At 50.9% G+C, this 15,531-nt stretch carries 18 protein-coding genes; 10 read left to right on the top strand and 8 right to left on the bottom strand.

Annotated elements, in window-relative coordinates; all coding sequences use genetic code 11:
- The 3 genes from B1A75_RS16300 to B1A75_RS16295 all read left to right on the top strand — a co-directional run.
- The coding region (locus tag B1A75_RS16300; protein ID WP_139761751.1) for a transposase at positions 1-373 on the top strand (373 nt) is incomplete at its 5' end.
- A gap of 106 nt (positions 374-479) precedes the next feature.
- Positions 480-638: a hypothetical protein gene (locus tag B1A75_RS19535; RefSeq protein ID WP_254866650.1), complete on the top strand. Its 159-nt coding sequence runs from the start codon at positions 480-482 to the stop codon at positions 636-638.
- A gap of 367 nt (positions 639-1,005) precedes the next feature.
- Positions 1,006-2,226: an IS110 family RNA-guided transposase gene (locus tag B1A75_RS16295; protein ID WP_079936520.1), complete on the top strand. Its 1,221-nt coding sequence runs from the start codon at positions 1,006-1,008 to the stop codon at positions 2,224-2,226.
- A gap of 818 nt (positions 2,227-3,044) precedes the next feature.
- Here B1A75_RS16295 and B1A75_RS20680 read toward each other — a convergent pair.
- The 3 genes from B1A75_RS20680 to B1A75_RS16275 all read right to left on the bottom strand — a co-directional run bounded on the left by B1A75_RS20680 (position 3,045) and on the right by B1A75_RS16275 (position 4,291).
- Entirely contained in the window at positions 3,045-3,272 is a 228-nt protein-coding gene (locus B1A75_RS20680) for a transposase (RefSeq protein WP_368483960.1), read from the bottom strand.
- Positions 3,178-3,390: a hypothetical protein gene (locus tag B1A75_RS20675; RefSeq protein ID WP_289668591.1), complete on the bottom strand. Its 213-nt coding sequence runs from the start codon at positions 3,388-3,390 to the stop codon at positions 3,178-3,180. Before B1A75_RS20675 ends, B1A75_RS20680 begins: the two co-directional genes overlap by 95 nt.
- 73 nt (positions 3,391-3,463) lie before the next feature.
- A complete protein-coding gene (locus B1A75_RS16275; protein WP_074044284.1) occupies positions 3,464-4,291 on the bottom strand; it encodes a hypothetical protein in 828 nt (275 codons plus the stop codon).
- Between the two features lie 196 nt (positions 4,292-4,487).
- On the opposite strand from B1A75_RS16275, the gene B1A75_RS16270 reads away from it, so the two are divergent.
- Complete coding sequence (locus B1A75_RS16270) at positions 4,488-5,678, top strand: ISL3 family transposase (RefSeq protein WP_079936519.1); 1,191 nt, start codon at positions 4,488-4,490, stop codon at positions 5,676-5,678.
- 193 nt (positions 5,679-5,871) lie between these two features.
- Entirely contained in the window at positions 5,872-7,233 is a 1,362-nt protein-coding gene (locus B1A75_RS16265; protein WP_079936518.1) for an IS4 family transposase, read from the top strand.
- 164 nt (positions 7,234-7,397) lie between these two features.
- On the opposite strand, the gene B1A75_RS16260 is transcribed toward B1A75_RS16265, so the two are convergent.
- On the bottom strand, positions 7,398-7,637 hold the full coding sequence (locus B1A75_RS16260) for a YqkC family protein (protein ID WP_074044374.1): 240 nt from the start codon (positions 7,635-7,637) through the stop codon (positions 7,398-7,400).
- Positions 7,627-7,971 (bottom strand): iron-sulfur cluster biosynthesis family protein, encoded by a 345-nt coding sequence (locus B1A75_RS16255; RefSeq protein ID WP_074044373.1) that lies wholly within the window; start codon positions 7,969-7,971, stop codon positions 7,627-7,629. The genes B1A75_RS16260 and B1A75_RS16255 overlap by 11 nt, the downstream gene beginning before the upstream one ends.
- 85 nt (positions 7,972-8,056) lie before the next feature.
- Between B1A75_RS16255 and B1A75_RS16250 the strand changes: the two genes are divergently transcribed.
- Both B1A75_RS16250 and B1A75_RS16245 read left to right on the top strand, forming a co-directional pair.
- A complete protein-coding gene (locus tag B1A75_RS16250) occupies positions 8,057-8,272 on the top strand; it encodes a CDGSH iron-sulfur domain-containing protein (RefSeq protein ID WP_074044372.1) in 216 nt (71 codons plus the stop codon).
- Between the two features lie 18 nt (positions 8,273-8,290).
- Positions 8,291-8,488 (top strand): YqzH family protein, encoded by a 198-nt coding sequence (locus B1A75_RS16245; protein ID WP_079936517.1) that lies wholly within the window; start codon positions 8,291-8,293, stop codon positions 8,486-8,488.
- Positions 8,489-8,626: 138 nt separating this feature from the next.
- Here B1A75_RS16245 and B1A75_RS16240 read toward each other — a convergent pair whose 3' ends face one another.
- Complete coding sequence (locus B1A75_RS16240) at positions 8,627-9,415, bottom strand: SDR family NAD(P)-dependent oxidoreductase (protein ID WP_074044370.1); 789 nt, start codon at positions 9,413-9,415, stop codon at positions 8,627-8,629.
- The gene (locus B1A75_RS16235; RefSeq protein ID WP_074044394.1) at positions 9,406-10,377 is read right to left on the bottom strand and encodes an MBL fold metallo-hydrolase; all 972 of its coding nucleotides are present in this window, start codon (positions 10,375-10,377) and stop codon (positions 9,406-9,408) included. The genes B1A75_RS16240 and B1A75_RS16235 overlap by 10 nt, the downstream gene beginning before the upstream one ends.
- A gap of 509 nt (positions 10,378-10,886) precedes the next feature.
- On the opposite strand from B1A75_RS16235, the gene proI reads away from it, so the two are divergent.
- Positions 10,887-11,726 carry a pyrroline-5-carboxylate reductase ProI gene (proI, locus tag B1A75_RS16230; RefSeq protein ID WP_074044393.1) on the top strand — a complete coding sequence of 280 codons (840 nt, stop codon included), beginning with the start codon at positions 10,887-10,889 and terminating at the stop codon, positions 11,724-11,726.
- A 140-nt stretch (positions 11,727-11,866) separates the two neighbouring features.
- Positions 11,867-12,889 (top strand): NADPH dehydrogenase NamA, encoded by a 1,023-nt coding sequence (namA, locus tag B1A75_RS16225; protein WP_074044369.1) that lies wholly within the window; start codon positions 11,867-11,869, stop codon positions 12,887-12,889.
- On the opposite strand, the gene rnz is transcribed toward namA, so the two are convergent.
- Complete coding sequence (rnz, locus tag B1A75_RS16220; RefSeq protein ID WP_074044368.1) at positions 12,886-13,809, bottom strand: ribonuclease Z; 924 nt, start codon at positions 13,807-13,809, stop codon at positions 12,886-12,888. The genes namA and rnz overlap by 4 nt on opposite strands.
- 228 nt (positions 13,810-14,037) lie before the next feature.
- Between rnz and zwf the strand changes: the two genes are divergently transcribed.
- On the top strand, positions 14,038-15,531 hold the full coding sequence (zwf, locus tag B1A75_RS16215) for a glucose-6-phosphate dehydrogenase (protein WP_074044367.1): 1,494 nt from the start codon (positions 14,038-14,040) through the stop codon (positions 15,529-15,531).

The following is a 15,531-nucleotide window of genomic DNA, read 5'->3' as shown; positions in this document are numbered from 1 at the left end:
CTCMTGGGCTGGAATGGCTCCCGGGAATCATGAGAGTGCGGGTACCAGTTTGTCAGGTCGAACGAGGAAAGGGAACAAGAARCTGAGGGCGTGTCTGGTGGAATGCGCCCGYGCCGCCGCCCGAACGAAGAACACGTACCTATCGGCCAAGTATCATCGGATCGCCAAACGAAGAGGAGCGAATCGRGCGAGTGTCGCGGTCGGGAGAACCATCTTGGAAATCATCTATTCGGTCTTAACGCGAAAGGAACCGTATCGAGAGTTGGGAGCCGATTACTGGGATCAGCAACGGGAGGCCGCCATCGTGCGCCAAACGGTGAAACGGCTAGAGGGGTTAGGGTACGAAGTGAAACTGGAGAAGACAAGTGCGTAGCATGAAGAAACCATATATATACTGAAATACCTTCATTTGGAATCTAATTCCAAAGGCTAGGTGGGGATCGTTTTTTGTTAATTGGTGTTTTCAGGATAGAACGATCTTGGAAATCATCTATTCGGTCTTAACGCGAAAGGAACCGTATCGAGAGTTGGGAGCCGATTACTGGGATCAGCAACGGGAGGCCGCCATCGTGCGCCAAACGGTGAAACGGCTAGAGGGGTTAGGGTACGAAGTGAAACTGGAGAAGACAAGTGCGTAGCATGAAGAAACCATATATATACTGAAATACCTTCATTTGGAATCTAATTCCAAAGGCTAGGTGGGGATCGTTTTTTGTTAATTGGTGTTTTCAGGATAGTTTATACAAAAAGCATATAGACTCCCATGACAAAAAAATTTTGTCACCATCGGAAAGATGAAAACCACCTTCTGTCGAATGGTCTCCTTGCAGCTGGGGTCAAGAGGTCGTGGTATCTATGGTACGTAAAAGTCCGATATATAGACGGACCCCAGCAGCCTGGTGCATCACGGAATGTCGCTCCCTTTTGGGAAGCACRCAGGATAGAATGCTTGAACAAAGGCTGCTGCACCAGCTGTTKTGGAGAATGAAGCAGGGAGGGAGACCGATGCGCGTCTTGTATGAACGCTGTTGTGGATTGGACGTGCATAAGAAATCGATCACGGCTTGTGTCCTAACCCCTGAAGGAAAAGAGATTCGCACGTTTGGTACGCTGACCGACGATCTCGAGGAGTTGGTGGATTGGCTGAAAGAAAAAAAGGTGACGCACGTTGCCATGGAGTCGACGGGCGTATATTGGAAGCCAGTGTATAATCTCCTCGAAGGAGAGTCGATCGAAGTGCTGGTCGTCAATGCCCAACATATCAAGGTGGTTCCCGGACGAAAGACCGATGTCAAAGATGCCGAATGGATCGCGGACTTGCTTCGCCACGGGCTGCTCCGAGGGAGTTACATTCCGGATCGAGCTCAGCGAGAGCTTCGGGAACTGGTTCGGTATCGGCGCAGTTTGATCGAGGAACGGGCTCGGGAGCTCAACCGCATCCAAAAAGTGCTGGAAGGAGCCAACATCAAACTGGCTTCGGTTGTATCGGACATCAGCGGGGTGTCGGCTCAGCAGATTCTTCGGGCCCTGATCGAAGGAACGGACGATCCGGCGGTATTGGCGCAACTCGCCAAAGGGCGGCTGAAACAAAAAATCGGAGAGCTCCGGCGCGCCTTGAAAGGAATCATGGGGCCGCATCAACGCATGATGCTTTCGGAACAATGTCGACATATTGAATATTTAGACGAAGCGATTGCCCGGTTGAGTCGAGAGATCGAGGAGAGAACGCGCCCTTTTCATGAAGCGCTGGAGCTCATGGAAACCATTCCGGGAGTGGGGCGGCAAAGCGCGGAGCACATCATCGCGGAAATCGGGACGGATATGAGCCGGTTCCCCACGGCCGCGCATGCAGCCTCATGGGCGGGAATGGCCCCCGGGAATCATGAGAGTGCGGGGAAACGGTTGTCAGGCCGAACGAGGAAAGGGAACAAGAAACTGAGGGCGTGTCTGGTGGAATGCGCCCGTGCCGCCGCCCGAACGAAGAACACGTACYTATCAGCCAAGTATCATCGGATCGCCAAACGAAGRGGAGCGAATCGAGCGAGTGTCGCGGTCGGGAGAACCATCTTGGAAATCATCTATTCGGTCTTAACGCGAAAGGAACCGTATCGAGAGTTGGGAGCCGATTACTGGGATCAGCAACGGGAGGCCGCCATCGTGCGCCAAACGGTGAAACGGCTAGAGGGGTTAGGGTACGAAGTGAAACTGGAGAAGACCAGTGCGTAGCATGAAKAAACCATATATATACTGAAATACCTTCCTTTGGAATCTAATTCCAAAGGCTAGGTGGGGATCGTTTTTTGTTAATTGGTGTTTTCAGGATAGAATAATGGAAATTATGAAATTCGTAGAATGGTCAAAAACAACCAAAGTCGATGCAGGTCAACTTGACTATCGTTTTTGGCTCGAACATAAAAAACGAAGGACAGGCTATTCAATTACAACATTTGGTTTAAAAAGAATAACACGATTATCTTTGATAAAAAACAGGGAAATATGGTTTCGTTCCTTCAAAGTATGAAACGGAATTGAAGAGTTTGCTCAATGAGTAGGCAATGCTTAACAAGACGGATTGTTTGAACGCCAAGCGGGATCCAAAGGCCAAATGCACGAAAGAAGGGATAATCGGCAGTATTTTGTTTGCAAAGGAAACAAGAATCCCCCACTTCCACCGGCATTAGCCGATAAGTGGAGGCAGTCCCATCTTTTTTTGTACAGGGGGATGATTGAATATTAATGTGTTCCTAAAAACCCGTACATATATAGAAAAACAAAGAGAAAGGTTAATACGGCTCCTATCATTGTTTGATTAAGTGTGTTTTCATCACTGTTCAAATTTTTTAAAAAGCTTGCTAAATTCAAAAACCACAAAACACCTATTATCGGTAAAATAAGTAAGTATATATATTCCATTCAAAAAACTCCTTTTACTGTAAAGTTTGAACCACTCCCACTTAGCTAACGCTTAAAGTGGAGGATTTCTGGGTAATCCTCCCTATATACATGTAACATGAAGAGTTAGCTTCTCAGTCATCCTCCACACCCTAAGCGCTGCAGCACTTCCTCCGGACGTTCGTGGATGCAGTGGACAAACGGAGCGATGCTTGCATGATATCGTTGCGATCCTTGCGACATATATGGGCGATCGCCGCACCTTTCAGCCATTTCCATAAGCGTTCAATCGGGTTCAGCTGTGGCAAATAGGGAGGAAGGGGAAATAACGGGAAAATACGGCCCTTCTTCCCGCCAAAACGTCTTGACCATTTTGGCATGGTGAATGCAGGCGTGTTCCAACACCAAGACCATGAGACGATCCGGATCGCGCTCTTTGAGCATTCTCAAGAAACCCAAGAACGCCGCGGCATGGGCAGCGGTCGTTTGATGAAGCACCGTTTCGCCATCGTGGAGGTTGACCGCGCCAAACAGAGATGCGTGGGCATGACATAAGAGAGGCTTGAAATCATTAATAACTTAGTGTTAAAGCGTAAGAAGCAGTATCTACCGACTTAGATGGAGTTATTGATAATCCTGCTGGAAATACTGATACACTAGGTTCGCCAATATATAATTGGTGTCCATATTCAATTTTAATGTTAATTGTACCATTATTTTTTGTTGGTACATAAACATATTGTCCCATATATCCTTTGTGTAAAGTAAATTCTGTAGAGCTTCTTAAGTCAAATTCACCAGCAACTCCAGCATTTGGTTCCCAATCACTAGGTAAGTAATCAATTGCATAATCTATCCAGTTTCCATTACCTTGTGGATCTTGACTATATCTATGTTGATGTTGTGTTACTTTTCCATTACTAGTTGGAAGAAAAAATCCTGCACTTGAAGGAAAACCGAAAGTCATTTTATCTACAAGTTCGTAAAAAGGAGATTTTAGCCATTGGAAATTACCATAAATATAAAATTTATCGTAATTTGTTCGATCAGAGGTTACTTTATAAACTGTACCCCATAATTTCATCGTTGAGGACGAAATTGTACCCATCGTTGTAAAATCACCAGAATTATTTACTCCATTTTCGAACGAAAATATTTCAGTTTTTGAATCTTGGATGACAGCTTTATCTTTAATGAGTTGCTTTGCAACTTCTAAAGGCAACATATCTATTTCTTCTTCAGTATGTCCTGTTACATCTTTTAAATATTTTCTTTCTTGCTTTGTTAATTTTTCACTTTTTGAGGTATTATCCACTTCTTTTGCAGAGCTGAAATCATTGAAGAAAAATAATGAAAAAAGGAGCACTAAACTAAATAAATGAAATTTTAATTTTTTCAAATTAATTCCCTCCTTTTAGATAGCTTTGAATTTTATTATAAAATTTATAGTATTTATTGTAAATAAAAATATTTATTGTAAATAAAAAAATTGGTTCATCACCAAATTTTGTGATTTAGTGACAAAAAAGAGAAAGCACTGACGAGATCCTGGCAATAATGTTAGCGGTGAAATCAACATTAAGGAGGTCTCGTAAGTGCTTTCTATACCACTAGGATTGCCAGAATTTAAAGTGATTAAACAAGAACTTCTTTCCTATGGTTATGCGATTCATGTAGAGAAAACAGAGACACAGGAACGTTGCCCTCATTGTGGGTTTGCCACTTCCTCTGTCCACGACAGACGGACAAGAAAAGTACGGGATTTGGCGATTTTCCATCAACCGGTGTACTTGTTCGTAAAGGTAAAGCGCTATCGGTGCTGGAATTGTTCCCAAGTGTTTTCCGCCTCTTTGGAATCGATTCAACCCAATCAACACTACACCAATCGATTTTGTGAGTACTTGTATGAACTTTGTGAAGGCTCCACCATTCAAGAGGTTAGCCGAAAGCACCGCATCCCATATACGACATTGGAACGCATCTATTACTCCATCGCATCGAAAAAAGCAAAAGAGCGTCAAACAGCGATAGAAGCATCTTCTCAAGAAGAGATGGTGCTTAGCTTAGATGAAATCGCTGTAAAAAAGGGACATCAGTATGAAACCGTATTGATGGATGCCAAAGCTGGATCGGTCATGGGAATGCATGCCGATCGCCAATGTGACTCCGCCATCCACTTGTTGAGCCAAAATGTCCTGTCGAAAGAAAGGGTCCAAACGGTGATTCTTGACATGTGGGAACCTTATCATAAGGCGGTTCGTGCCCTGTTTCCATCTGCTTCGATTGTCATCGATAAGTACCATGTGGTTCAAAAAGTGACACAAGCCTTGGATCAAGCAAGAAAGGAATTTTCTCCATTGAAAAAGGCTCGATATCTTCTCTTGAAAGGCTGTGAAAAGCTTCGTAAGGACCAACGGCTTCGATTAGACGATATCTTGGAGGAGTATCCGGCACTTTCCATTGCTTATTATCTGAAAGAGTTGTTTCGGGATTTTTACCGAACCGATGGATATAACGAAGCAAAGGAACGCTTGGAAGAATGGATTMAGTTAGCCAAACAGAGCCCTTTTGCTTCTTTTCAGGAAGCAGCCAACACGCTTGAAAGGTGGAAGGAGCCTATTCTTTCCTACTTTTTGTGCCCATATACCAATGCCCGAATCGAGGGGACGAATCACAAGATCAAAAACATCAAACGCCGGGCATATGGCTATCGAAATCTAGAACGGTTTCGTTTGCGTGTATTTCTGGAGTGTACAGGGAACACTACAGGTAGTCAGGTTGCTTAAGCGCTCCCTTCTTCCGCTATCGGTATGATAGTTGGTAGAATGGAACCCGTCAAGGAAAGCACTTGACTGTTTCCATTCTACCAACTTCGTGGTCTGTATGCGGAAGAAGGATCCTGACTGATGAACCTATTTCATCCAGCTAACATGTTTCTGGGATTGAGTGGAAATCACAGAAAATGGTGAAGACCCTTTTTTGAAGACGTCCTTATCTCTCCAAGAAGAATGGCATTGTTTTTTAGACGGATTAAGAAGCGTGTTATCGTGCGAAGAACTTGAACATATGGCCCGAGATCATCAATTTATTCAACGAAAGGGGAAGTTACGCGCCCATGATTTCGTGGCACTTTGCACATTTCTCCAGGAAGGAGGCGGTCAAAAATCATTGGTGCAGCTTTGCAGTGCTCTAGCTCTCAAGCAAAACACCTCTCTGAGTGCGGAAGGGCTCAATCAACGGTTTAATGAAAAAGCGGTGAGTTTCCTCAAAGCGGTGTTTGAAAAACTGCTCATTCATCAGACTCAGGARGCCCGTCACTTATGTCAAAGACATTCGCTGTTTCGCCGGATTCGCATTCTCGATTCCACGTCGTTTCAACTGCCTCCTGAAATCCGGGGGATTTACGAGGGATGTACGGGGCCTGGGGTGAAAATTCAGCTAGAATATGAATGGCTAGAAGGGAAGKTTCTCCATGYGGAYGTCGAAGATGCCCGTCATCACGACGCCGCCTACGGAGCGTCCCTTCTATCGACCATCCAAGAGGGAGACCTTTGTTTGAAAGACTTAGGCTATTTTTCGCTTGAGGGATTGCAAGCCATTCATGACGCCGGAGCCTTTTATATTTCMCGGCTCAAACACAATGTAGGGATTTACCAAAAAGAAGGAGACCGATTTCGAAAATGGGAACCAGAGGATTTCCTTGCGGTGTTACAACCCGGAGAAACCATGGAACTGGAACATGCGTATGTCAGTGGAAAGAAAGTTCATCAACCGCGGCTCATTGTGTATCGGCTGACCGAAGAACAGGAGCGACAGAAGGAAGGACAATGGAAACAGAAGGCGAAACGAAAAGGGGCCGCGTACGTGACGCGACGCCCCCACTCAATATATGTATATATCACCAATATTCCAGCGATTTATACCTCTTTGCACGAAATTCATACGCTGTATTCTCTTCGCTGGCAAATTGAAGTGGTATTTAAGACATGGAAATCCCTGTTTCACATTCATCGATTCAAACCGATGAAAGGGGCTCGCTTTCAGTGCCACCTGTATGGAACGTTGATTGCCTTATTGATCAGCTCCACTGTCATGTTTAAAATGCGGGAATGGCTCTATCGAAAACAGAAAAAGGAATTGAGCGAATATAAGGCGATGAGTATGATCAAGGAGTTCGGTATGGATTTCTTTCAAGCCTTATGGTGTTCTGAGGAGTTAGTTGTCCAACTCCTTTTAAAACTGTGTGACATCATCGCTCAACACGGAAAAAAATCAAGGCGTTATACAAAAAAGAGCGCTTTAGACATTATCGAGAGTTTGGTCATCATGCCGGTGTCATAAGAAATTCCCGCCTCATATACCATGAAAAAAACCTTCTATAGGGAAGGTGTATTTGGCATGCCTATCTTTATATATTCTCACGGTCACAGCCTCCAAAGATGAAAAGTGAAGCCTTGGAGCTACTCGCTCCAAGGCTTCACTTGATGGCTATGGGGGCGGCCCCTTTACAACACCTCGGTGATGTGCGGCATATGTTCGCCAAGCCAGGCGATCGCCGCCTCCAGCGTCGGAAACTCTTTCGTTTCAAACGTCATTTCGTTTTGCAGCAACCAGACGTCTTTCGCTTCATGATACGGGCCGGCGACCGACCAATGAAGCAAGCTGTACGGATCGTTTTCATGGGTGAACGACACCCATGTTTTTTGCTTCGCCGTCTTTACAAGCTGCTGCAGCTTACCGTTCATGGCCGGATTTCACCTCCACAAGCGGCATATGCCCATTCAACGTTTGCCCTGGGCTTTTGAGCTGAAAAACGGTCGTTCCCGGCTTGACGTCAATCGTCATCGTTTCATCAAAAAAGATGAGCCGCGACCGTTCCACGAGCACCGGCACGAAATTCGTCTCGACGACGACATCATCTTCATCGGCTTTGTCGACAAGCCATAGCGCCGGCACGCCGTCGACCAAACAGCCGCAGCCGTCAGTATCAAACATCAGCTTTAACTGCCGTCCGGATTCCGCTACAATAGAGGCAAGCGCCCGTTTGGCTGCATCCGTAAACGTGATGTATAGGCTCATAGCTGGCTCCTTTTTCCCTTTGATTTTCTTTTATTTTACCTGCCAACATAAGAAACTGTCAAAACAAAGCAAGGAGGAAAAAGTGATGGCAAAAGTGCAAATCAAAGTGAACGACAACGGCTCGCTGCGCGTCACCGGTGATGTTGAACTGCTCGACGGAGAAGGAAAGCCGTTTGTGACAAAACAAACGTTTTCGCTCTGCCGTTGCGGGCTGTCGAATAACAAACCGTTTTGCGACGGTTCGCACAAAGGCCGCTTTCAATCCGTTGTCCGCGCCCCGTCACCGGAGCCCACTGAATAGCGACGGACGGTGAGGTCAATGGATGAACGATGGCTGCAAAAACAAGTACGCAACTGCCTGCGGTATTATGGCTATGATGATGACATGATGCCGCTTGGCGAAGACGACTGGCGCGAGCTTTGCACTCGCATTGCCGCCGCCAAAGAACGGCAGCCAAACGCGGACATCTATGAACTTGTCCATGACATAGTCTACCGGTTCATCACCAGCGCTTGACCCGGCTCGTGTCAAACGAACACGGGGCTGGCCCCAAAGGCCATCTTTCTTCAAGAAGGATATCATATTTTGTAAAGGCGTTTCGCGCGTCTATACGATGATCAGAAAGGGTGCCCCTTACATTTGGGACACCCTCGCTTACTTTTGGAAAAACGCCCGCTTTGCCACCTTTTCCACCAAACCCGGAGCGAGCCGGTACAGGCGGCTGCCGAGATCCATCCAGCGCGGCATGTTCACTTCGCGCGTTGGCGTCATCATCGCGGCAACAACGCGCTTCGCCACCGCCTCCGGCCTTAACATCCAACGCGAGACATTGCGCACATACTCTCCCGATTCATCAGCGGTCGAAAAAAAGTTTGTCTCCACCGGCCCCGGATTGACGGCCGTGACAAAAATGCCAAAGCGCCCCGCCTCGAGGCGGAGGCTGTCGGTAAAGCCAACGACCGCGTGTTTCGTCGCGGAATAGACGCTCGACTTCGGCGTCGCGATTTTGCCGGCTTGCGACGCAATGTTGATAATATGGCCGCTTCCTCTCTCTTTCATATGAGAATACACCGCCTTCGTGCAGGCGATGAGGCCGAAGACGTTGACGGCAAACATCCTCTCCATTTCATCCAAGTCGATGTCCTCGACATAGCGAAAGACGCCAAACCCGGCGTTGTTGACCAACACATCGATCGCGCCAAGGTCCGCAATAAGCTGGGAAACGACCGCCTCGATCATGCCGCGGTCGCTGACATCAAGCGATGCATACGGGGCGCGAATGCCGGTTTGCGCTTCGATCCGCGCGCTCGCTTCTTTCAGCCTTTCTTCACTGCGCGCCAAGAGCACCGGCACCGCCCCTTGGCGCGCCGCTTCATAGGCGATTTGCTCGCCAATTCCTCCCGACGCTCCGGTAATGACAACATGGCGCCCCTTCAGCCGCACACCGACACCCCCGCCGCTTCGTAAACGTATCGGCCGGCTTCCTGTTTTTTCGTCACATACCCGTTCGCCTCGAGATAATCAAGCTGGCCGATTGTCTCCGACATCGTCAGCATGAGCTGGCGTTCGTAAGCGGTCGGGAACAGCTTTTGACAAACGTCAAACACCGTATGCGGGCGTTCTTTCACCATTTCGAGCACCCGCTCGGCGCGCTGGCGCTGCTTACCCAGCCGCTCGCGAACGAGCGCCGGAATATCGGTCGCATCGTCGCCATGGCCGTTTAGCGAGCGAACGATATCGTATTGCAGCATTTTTTGCAGCGACTCGTTGTATTGCAACAACGGTTTCGGCCGTCCCGTCTCCCCTTCCGCCGGCGGCTCCATCATTGGATTCGGGGAAATATGAACAAGCAAATGATCGCCGCCGATCAGCAATCCGTCCGCCTCGCGGTAGAGGGCGATATGGCTTTGCGCATGCCCCGGCGTTTCGATGACCTGCCACCCGGGCATCCCCGGCACCGCGTCCCCTTCCGTCACCATGATGTCAAGCCCGCGCCGGCTTGCGTAGCGAAGCGATCCGCCTTCTTTGGACAGCTGACTGAACAAACGGCGGTCGACGCCGCATTCCGTAAAAAATTCCTGAAAAAATTGGACGTACCGCTCCATAAACGAACGTTCGCGGCGCAAAAACGGATCCGCTTTCGGATGGCCGATGATCGGCGCATGCGGAAAATAATCAAGCAAGCCGACATGATCCGGATGATGGTGAGTAATGACGATTTGTTCAATATCCTCTGGCGCATAACCGACCTCGCCAAGCTGCTTTACAAACATCTGCCACGCTTCCTCTGTTTTCACTCCGGCATCGACCAGTGTCAACCGATCGCCGGCGATCACGTACATATGCACATCGCCGACCGGAAACGGCGTCGGCACCGTGATCCGATACACTCGTTCCTCGTTCATTGCGTTCCCTTCTTTCCTCAAGTTCATGAACCATCCCGTTCGAACCGTTTCATCAGTCAAAATGAATAGTTATTCATTATATTTTATTTTACAGTTTACACCGATTTCATCCATTTGTCATGCCTTTTTCTTCCGCACGACGAAATTGCAAAAAAATTCGCTCTCCTCTCTTGACAACAGCGCCTGTCCCGCGGCATAATGACTAATAACATCACGGATACGGCAAACCGGCGATGAACAGGGCCAGTAAACCGCAAACGGCACCAGAGAGCGAAGCCCGCGGCTGGAAGGCTTTGCGGCCCTCTTTGCGGTTGAACCTACCCTAGGAGCTGTTAGGCCAACCTAAACGCCTCCCCGGCGTTATCGGGGCAGAGTCGGGTCTGTTTGGCGCTTGGGCCAAATCGGGCCAAAAAAGGTGGTACCGCGGAAACGAAGGTTTTCCGTCCTTTTGCAGGACGGGAAACCTTTTTCTTTTGGATGGATACACCAAGGCAAGGAGGAGTGGAATGATGAACAACGAACGAACGATCGCGCTCATCGGCGCCGGCTCGATGGCGGAAGCGCTCATCGCCGGCATGACGAAAGCGTTTTGCCATCCGGCGCACATTGTCGTCGCCAACCGACAAAACCGCGCTCGGCTCGAGGAGCTGGCGCGCCAATACGGTGTTTGCACGGCGAGTTGCGCGCAAGAAGCCGTCAAACAAGCGGATATCGTCATTTTGGCGATGAAGCCGAAAGATGTCGTCGAAGCGATGAACGCCATCGCACCGACCCTCCGCGCCCATCAGCTCATTCTTTCACTGCTCGCCGGCATCACGACCGAGACGATCGAACGGCTCGCCGGACGCAACATCCCTGTCGTGCGCGCCATGCCAAACACATCCGCCGCCGTCGGCTTATCGGCGACCGCGATCGCCGGCGGCCGCTTCGCCGCGAAAGAACATCTTGAGGTCGCCAAACAGCTGTTTGAAACGGTCGGCATCGTCGCTGTTGTGCCGGAGAAGGACTTGCATGCGGTCACCGGCCTGTCCGGAAGCGGTCCGGCGTATGTGTATTACTTGGTCGAAGCGATGGAAAAAGCGGCGGCCGACATCGGCCTTGAGCGAGATGTCGCCAAACGGCTCATTTTGCAAACGATCATCGGCGCAGCCGAGATGCTAAAAGCGTCCGACAAGCACCCATCCGTCCTGCGCCGTGAAGTCACGAGCCCAGGCGGCACGACCGAAGCCGGCATTGGCGTGCTTGAGCAATACCGGTTCCAAGAAGCGGTCATCGCCTGCATCCGCCGGGCGACGGCCCGCTCCGAAGAGCTCGGCAGCGCTCTTCTCGCTGCCATCGCCGAAGCGTAAAGAGCGGACCTCCGGAGCGCGCCGCTCCTTTTCCCGCCTAGCCCGAACACGGCGACAATCCGTTTTATTTTGTTTTTGATAAGCAGCGTGCTATCATTCAGTAATGAACCATTCATTGGCCTAGAAAGGAGCTGCTTGTCATGAACACGATGCTGTTTTCGCCGTATACAATCCGCGGGCTGACGCTGAAAAACCGAATTGTCATGTCGCCGATGTGCATGTATTCGTGCGACACGAAAGACGGCGCCGTACGCACGTGGCATAAAATCCACTACCCGGCTCGCGCTGTCGGCCAAGTCGGCTTGATTATCGTTGAAGCGACCGGCGTGACGCCGCAAGGCCGCATTTCTGAACGCGACTTAGGCATTTGGAGCGATGACCATATCGCCGGGCTTCGCGAACTCGTTGGGCTTGTGAAAGAGCATGGAGCGGCCATCGGCATCCAGCTTGCCCATGCGGGGAGAAAATCGCAAGTGCCGGGAGAGATCATCGCTCCGTCAGCCGTCCCGTTTGATGATTCGTCGCCGACGCCAAAAGAAATGACGAAAGCCGACATTGAAGAAACGGTGCAAGCGTTCCAAAACGGCGCACGGCGCGCGAAGGAAGCCGGCTTTGACGTCATCGAAATCCATGCCGCCCACGGCTACCTCATTAACGAATTTTTATCGCCGCTCTCCAACCGGCGCCAAGACGAGTACGGCGGCTCTCCGGAAAACCGTTACCGTTTCTTGGGCGACGTGATCGACGCTGTCCGCGAGGTGTGGGACGGACCGCTTTTTGTCCGCATCTCGGCGTCCGACTACCATCCGGACGGGCTGACGGCCAAAGACTATGTCCCATACGCCAAGCGGATGAAAGAACAAGGAGTCGACCTCGTCGATGTCAGCTCCGGCGCCGTCGTGCCGGCGCGCATGAACGTCTATCCCGGCTACCAAGTGCCGTTTGCCGAACTGATCCGCCGTGAAGCGGACATCCCGACCGGCGCTGTCGGCCTCATTACGTCCGGCTGGCAAGCGGAAGAAATTTTGCAAAACGGCCGCGCCGATCTCGTTTTTTTGGGGCGCGAGCTGCTGCGCAACCCGTATTGGCCATACGCCGCGGCGAGAGAGCTGGGCGCAAAAATCACGGCGCCAGTCCAATACGAGCGCGGCTGGCGGTTTTAACCGCGCGGGATCGAAAACGAGGCGAAATCAGCGGCGAGCTCGGTATTCGGAAACACGCTGCGCGCCTCGGCAACGAGCTGCAACGCCGCCGCACCTTGGTAGCGAGAGCTGATATGGGTTAAAATGAGCCGCTTCGCCCCGGCCCGCCTCGCCACCTCGGCTGCGTCTGTGGCCGTGGAATGGAAATAGTCATGGGCCAGCCGCTGTTCCGCCGCGGCAAACGTCGCCTCGTGGACGATGACATCGGCATCGCGGGCGAGTTCAATCGCCGCTTCGCAAAAACGGGTGTCGCCCAACACGGCGACGATTCTCCCCTTTTGCGGCGGGCCGACAAACTCGCGCCCGTCAAGCACAGTGCCGTCAGCGAGCACGACCGTTTTTCCTTGCTTGATCTCTTGATAAATCGGGCCGGGGCGGACGCCGAGTGCTTGCAATCGCTCGACCAACAGCGGGCCGGGCAAATCTTTTTCAACGACGCGGAAACCGTATGACGTCATGCCATGGTCGAGACGCTTGGCAATGACGGTAAATCGGTCGTCGTCAAAAATGACGCCCTCATCGATCTCAACAATGTTCAGTTCATACCGGAGCTTTGTCCCGCTGACGGCAAGGGCCGTTTCGACAAACGCGCGCAGACCGCTCGGGCCAAAGACTGTAAGCGGCGTCTCGCCGCTTTGAAACGAACGGCTGCCTAGCAGTCCAGGCAAGCCGAACAAATGGTCGCCATGCAAGTGAGTAATAAAAATATGCTCGATGCGGCGCGGGCGAATGGCGGTATGCAAAATTTGATGCTGCGTCGCTTCGCCGCAGTCAAACAGCCATGTCGCCCCGCGTTCGCCAAGCAGCTGCAGGGCCACGGACGATACGTTGCGCTCTTTGGCCGGCACGCCGGCACCCGTGCCTAAAAACAACAGTTCCAACGCGCTTCACTCCTTTTTCTCGCTCAACATTGCCTGTTGTTAGCGTACCAATGTCGGAACGGCTTTTCAACTTTCTTTTGCGCTCAAAAACGCCGGGTTGGCGCCCGGCTCTTTCATGAACATAAACGCTTTCCCGCCGGAAAGCAACAAAGTGTTTGCGTTCCGACCGGCAAACCTCTACAATGGTTTCATTGAAGAGACAAATTTGGCTAAAGCGAGGTACATACGGTGGACAACATGAATCCGAAATCGATCATCGTCATTTTCGGAGCGACGGGAGATTTGGCGAAACGGAAACTGTTTCCGTCCCTTTACCGCCTGTATGAAAAAGGGCATTTGAACGAGCAATTCGCTGTCGTCGGCGTCGCGCGCCGCCCGTTGTCGGCCGACGAGTTCCGGAACTATGTGCGCGACTCGGTCGAAACGGCGTTTCACCAAAAGCTCGCCGACGGCCGATTCACCTCCCATTTCTATTACCATCCGTTCGACGTGACGGAAGCCGAGTCGTACCAGCGCTTAAAGTCGCTCCTTGAACAGCTCGACGGCACATACGAGACCGAAGGCAACCGCATCTTTTACTTGGCGATGGCGCCGGAATTTTTCGGCACCGTTACTTCCCGCTTGCAGTCGGAAGGATTGACGGAAACGCGCGGCTTTAAGCGGCTCGTCATCGAAAAGCCGTTCGGGCACGACTTGGCGAGCGCCGAGAAGCTGAATGACGAGATTCGCCGCGTCTTTTCCGAGCGGGAAATTTACCGGATCGACCATTACCTCGGCAAAGAAATGGTGCAAAACATCGAGGTCATCCGCTTTTCAAACGCCATTTTCGAGCCGCTTTGGAACAACCGGTTCATCGCCAACATTCAAATCACATCGAGCGAAACGCTCGGCGTCGAAGACCGCGGCCGCTACTACGACCATTCCGGGGCGCTGCGCGACATGGTGCAAAACCATATGCTGCAAATGGTCGCTCTTTTGGCGATGGAACCGCCGATTAAATTGACGACCGATGACATCCGCCATGAAAAAGTGAAAGTGTTGCGCGCCTTGCGCCCGATTGCGCACGATGAAGTCGACCGCTATTTCGTGCGCGGCCAATACGGGCGCGGGGTGATCCACGGCAAAAACGTGCCGGCGTACCGCGAGGAGCCAAACGTCGATCCGGACTCGAACACGGAAACGTTCGTCGCTGGAAAACTCCTGATCGACAACTTCCGTTGGGCCGGCGTGCCGTTTTACATTCGCACCGGCAAACGGATGGCGGAAAAATCGACGAAAATCGTCGTCCAATTTAAAGATGTACCGATGAACTTGTATTACCGGACGAATGAGACGATCGCCCCGAACTTGCTCGTCATCCACATCCAGCCGGACGAAGGGATCACCCTTCATTTAAACGGCAAAAAAACCGGGGAATCGACGACCATAACAGCTCCATTTCAACTCGACTATTGCAACAACTGCATCGACGGGATCAACACGCCGGAAGCATACGAAAAGCTGCTGTACGACTGCATGCGCGGCGATGCGACAAACTTCACCCATTGGGATGAGGTAGCAGCGTCATGGCAGTTTGTCGACCCGATTTCTGAGGTGTGGGCGAACACAAAAGCTGCCGACTTTCCGAACTACGCGGCTGGCTCCATGGGCCCGGCGGCTGCGGACGAGCTGCTCAAAAAAGACGGCTTCCACTGGTGGCCGATCGAGCATCCGCGTTCGTAA

It is taken from the genome of Geobacillus sp. LEMMY01, from assembly GCF_002042905.1.
In the GTDB taxonomy this organism is placed as follows: domain Bacteria; phylum Bacillota; class Bacilli; order Bacillales; family Anoxybacillaceae; genus Geobacillus; species Geobacillus proteiniphilus.
The sequence above is the reverse complement of the archived record's forward strand: the minus strand, read 5'-3'. Positions and strand labels throughout refer to the sequence as shown.

Bases quoted from the DNA above. Each gene is read 5' to 3' on its own strand.
- B1A75_RS20680 (WP_368483960.1), bottom strand. From the start codon at position 3,272: ATGCCAAAATGGTCAAGACGTTTTGGCGGGAAGAAGGGCCGTATTTTC.
- B1A75_RS16260 (WP_074044374.1), bottom strand. From the start codon at position 7,637: ATGAACGGTAAGCTGCAGCAGCTTGTAAAGACGGCGAAGCAAAAAACA.
- B1A75_RS16255 (WP_074044373.1), bottom strand. From the start codon at position 7,971: ATGAGCCTATACATCACGTTTACGGATGCAGCCAAACGGGCGCTTGCC.
- B1A75_RS16250 (WP_074044372.1), top strand. From the start codon at position 8,057: ATGGCAAAAGTGCAAATCAAAGTGAACGACAACGGCTCGCTGCGCGTC.
- B1A75_RS16245 (WP_079936517.1), top strand. From the start codon at position 8,291: ATGGATGAACGATGGCTGCAAAAACAAGTACGCAACTGCCTGCGGTAT.
- B1A75_RS16235 (WP_074044394.1), bottom strand. From the start codon at position 10,377: ATGAACGAGGAACGAGTGTATCGGATCACGGTGCCGACGCCGTTTCCG.
- proI (WP_074044393.1), top strand. From the start codon at position 10,887: ATGAACAACGAACGAACGATCGCGCTCATCGGCGCCGGCTCGATGGCG.
- namA (WP_074044369.1), top strand. From the start codon at position 11,867: ATGAACACGATGCTGTTTTCGCCGTATACAATCCGCGGGCTGACGCTG.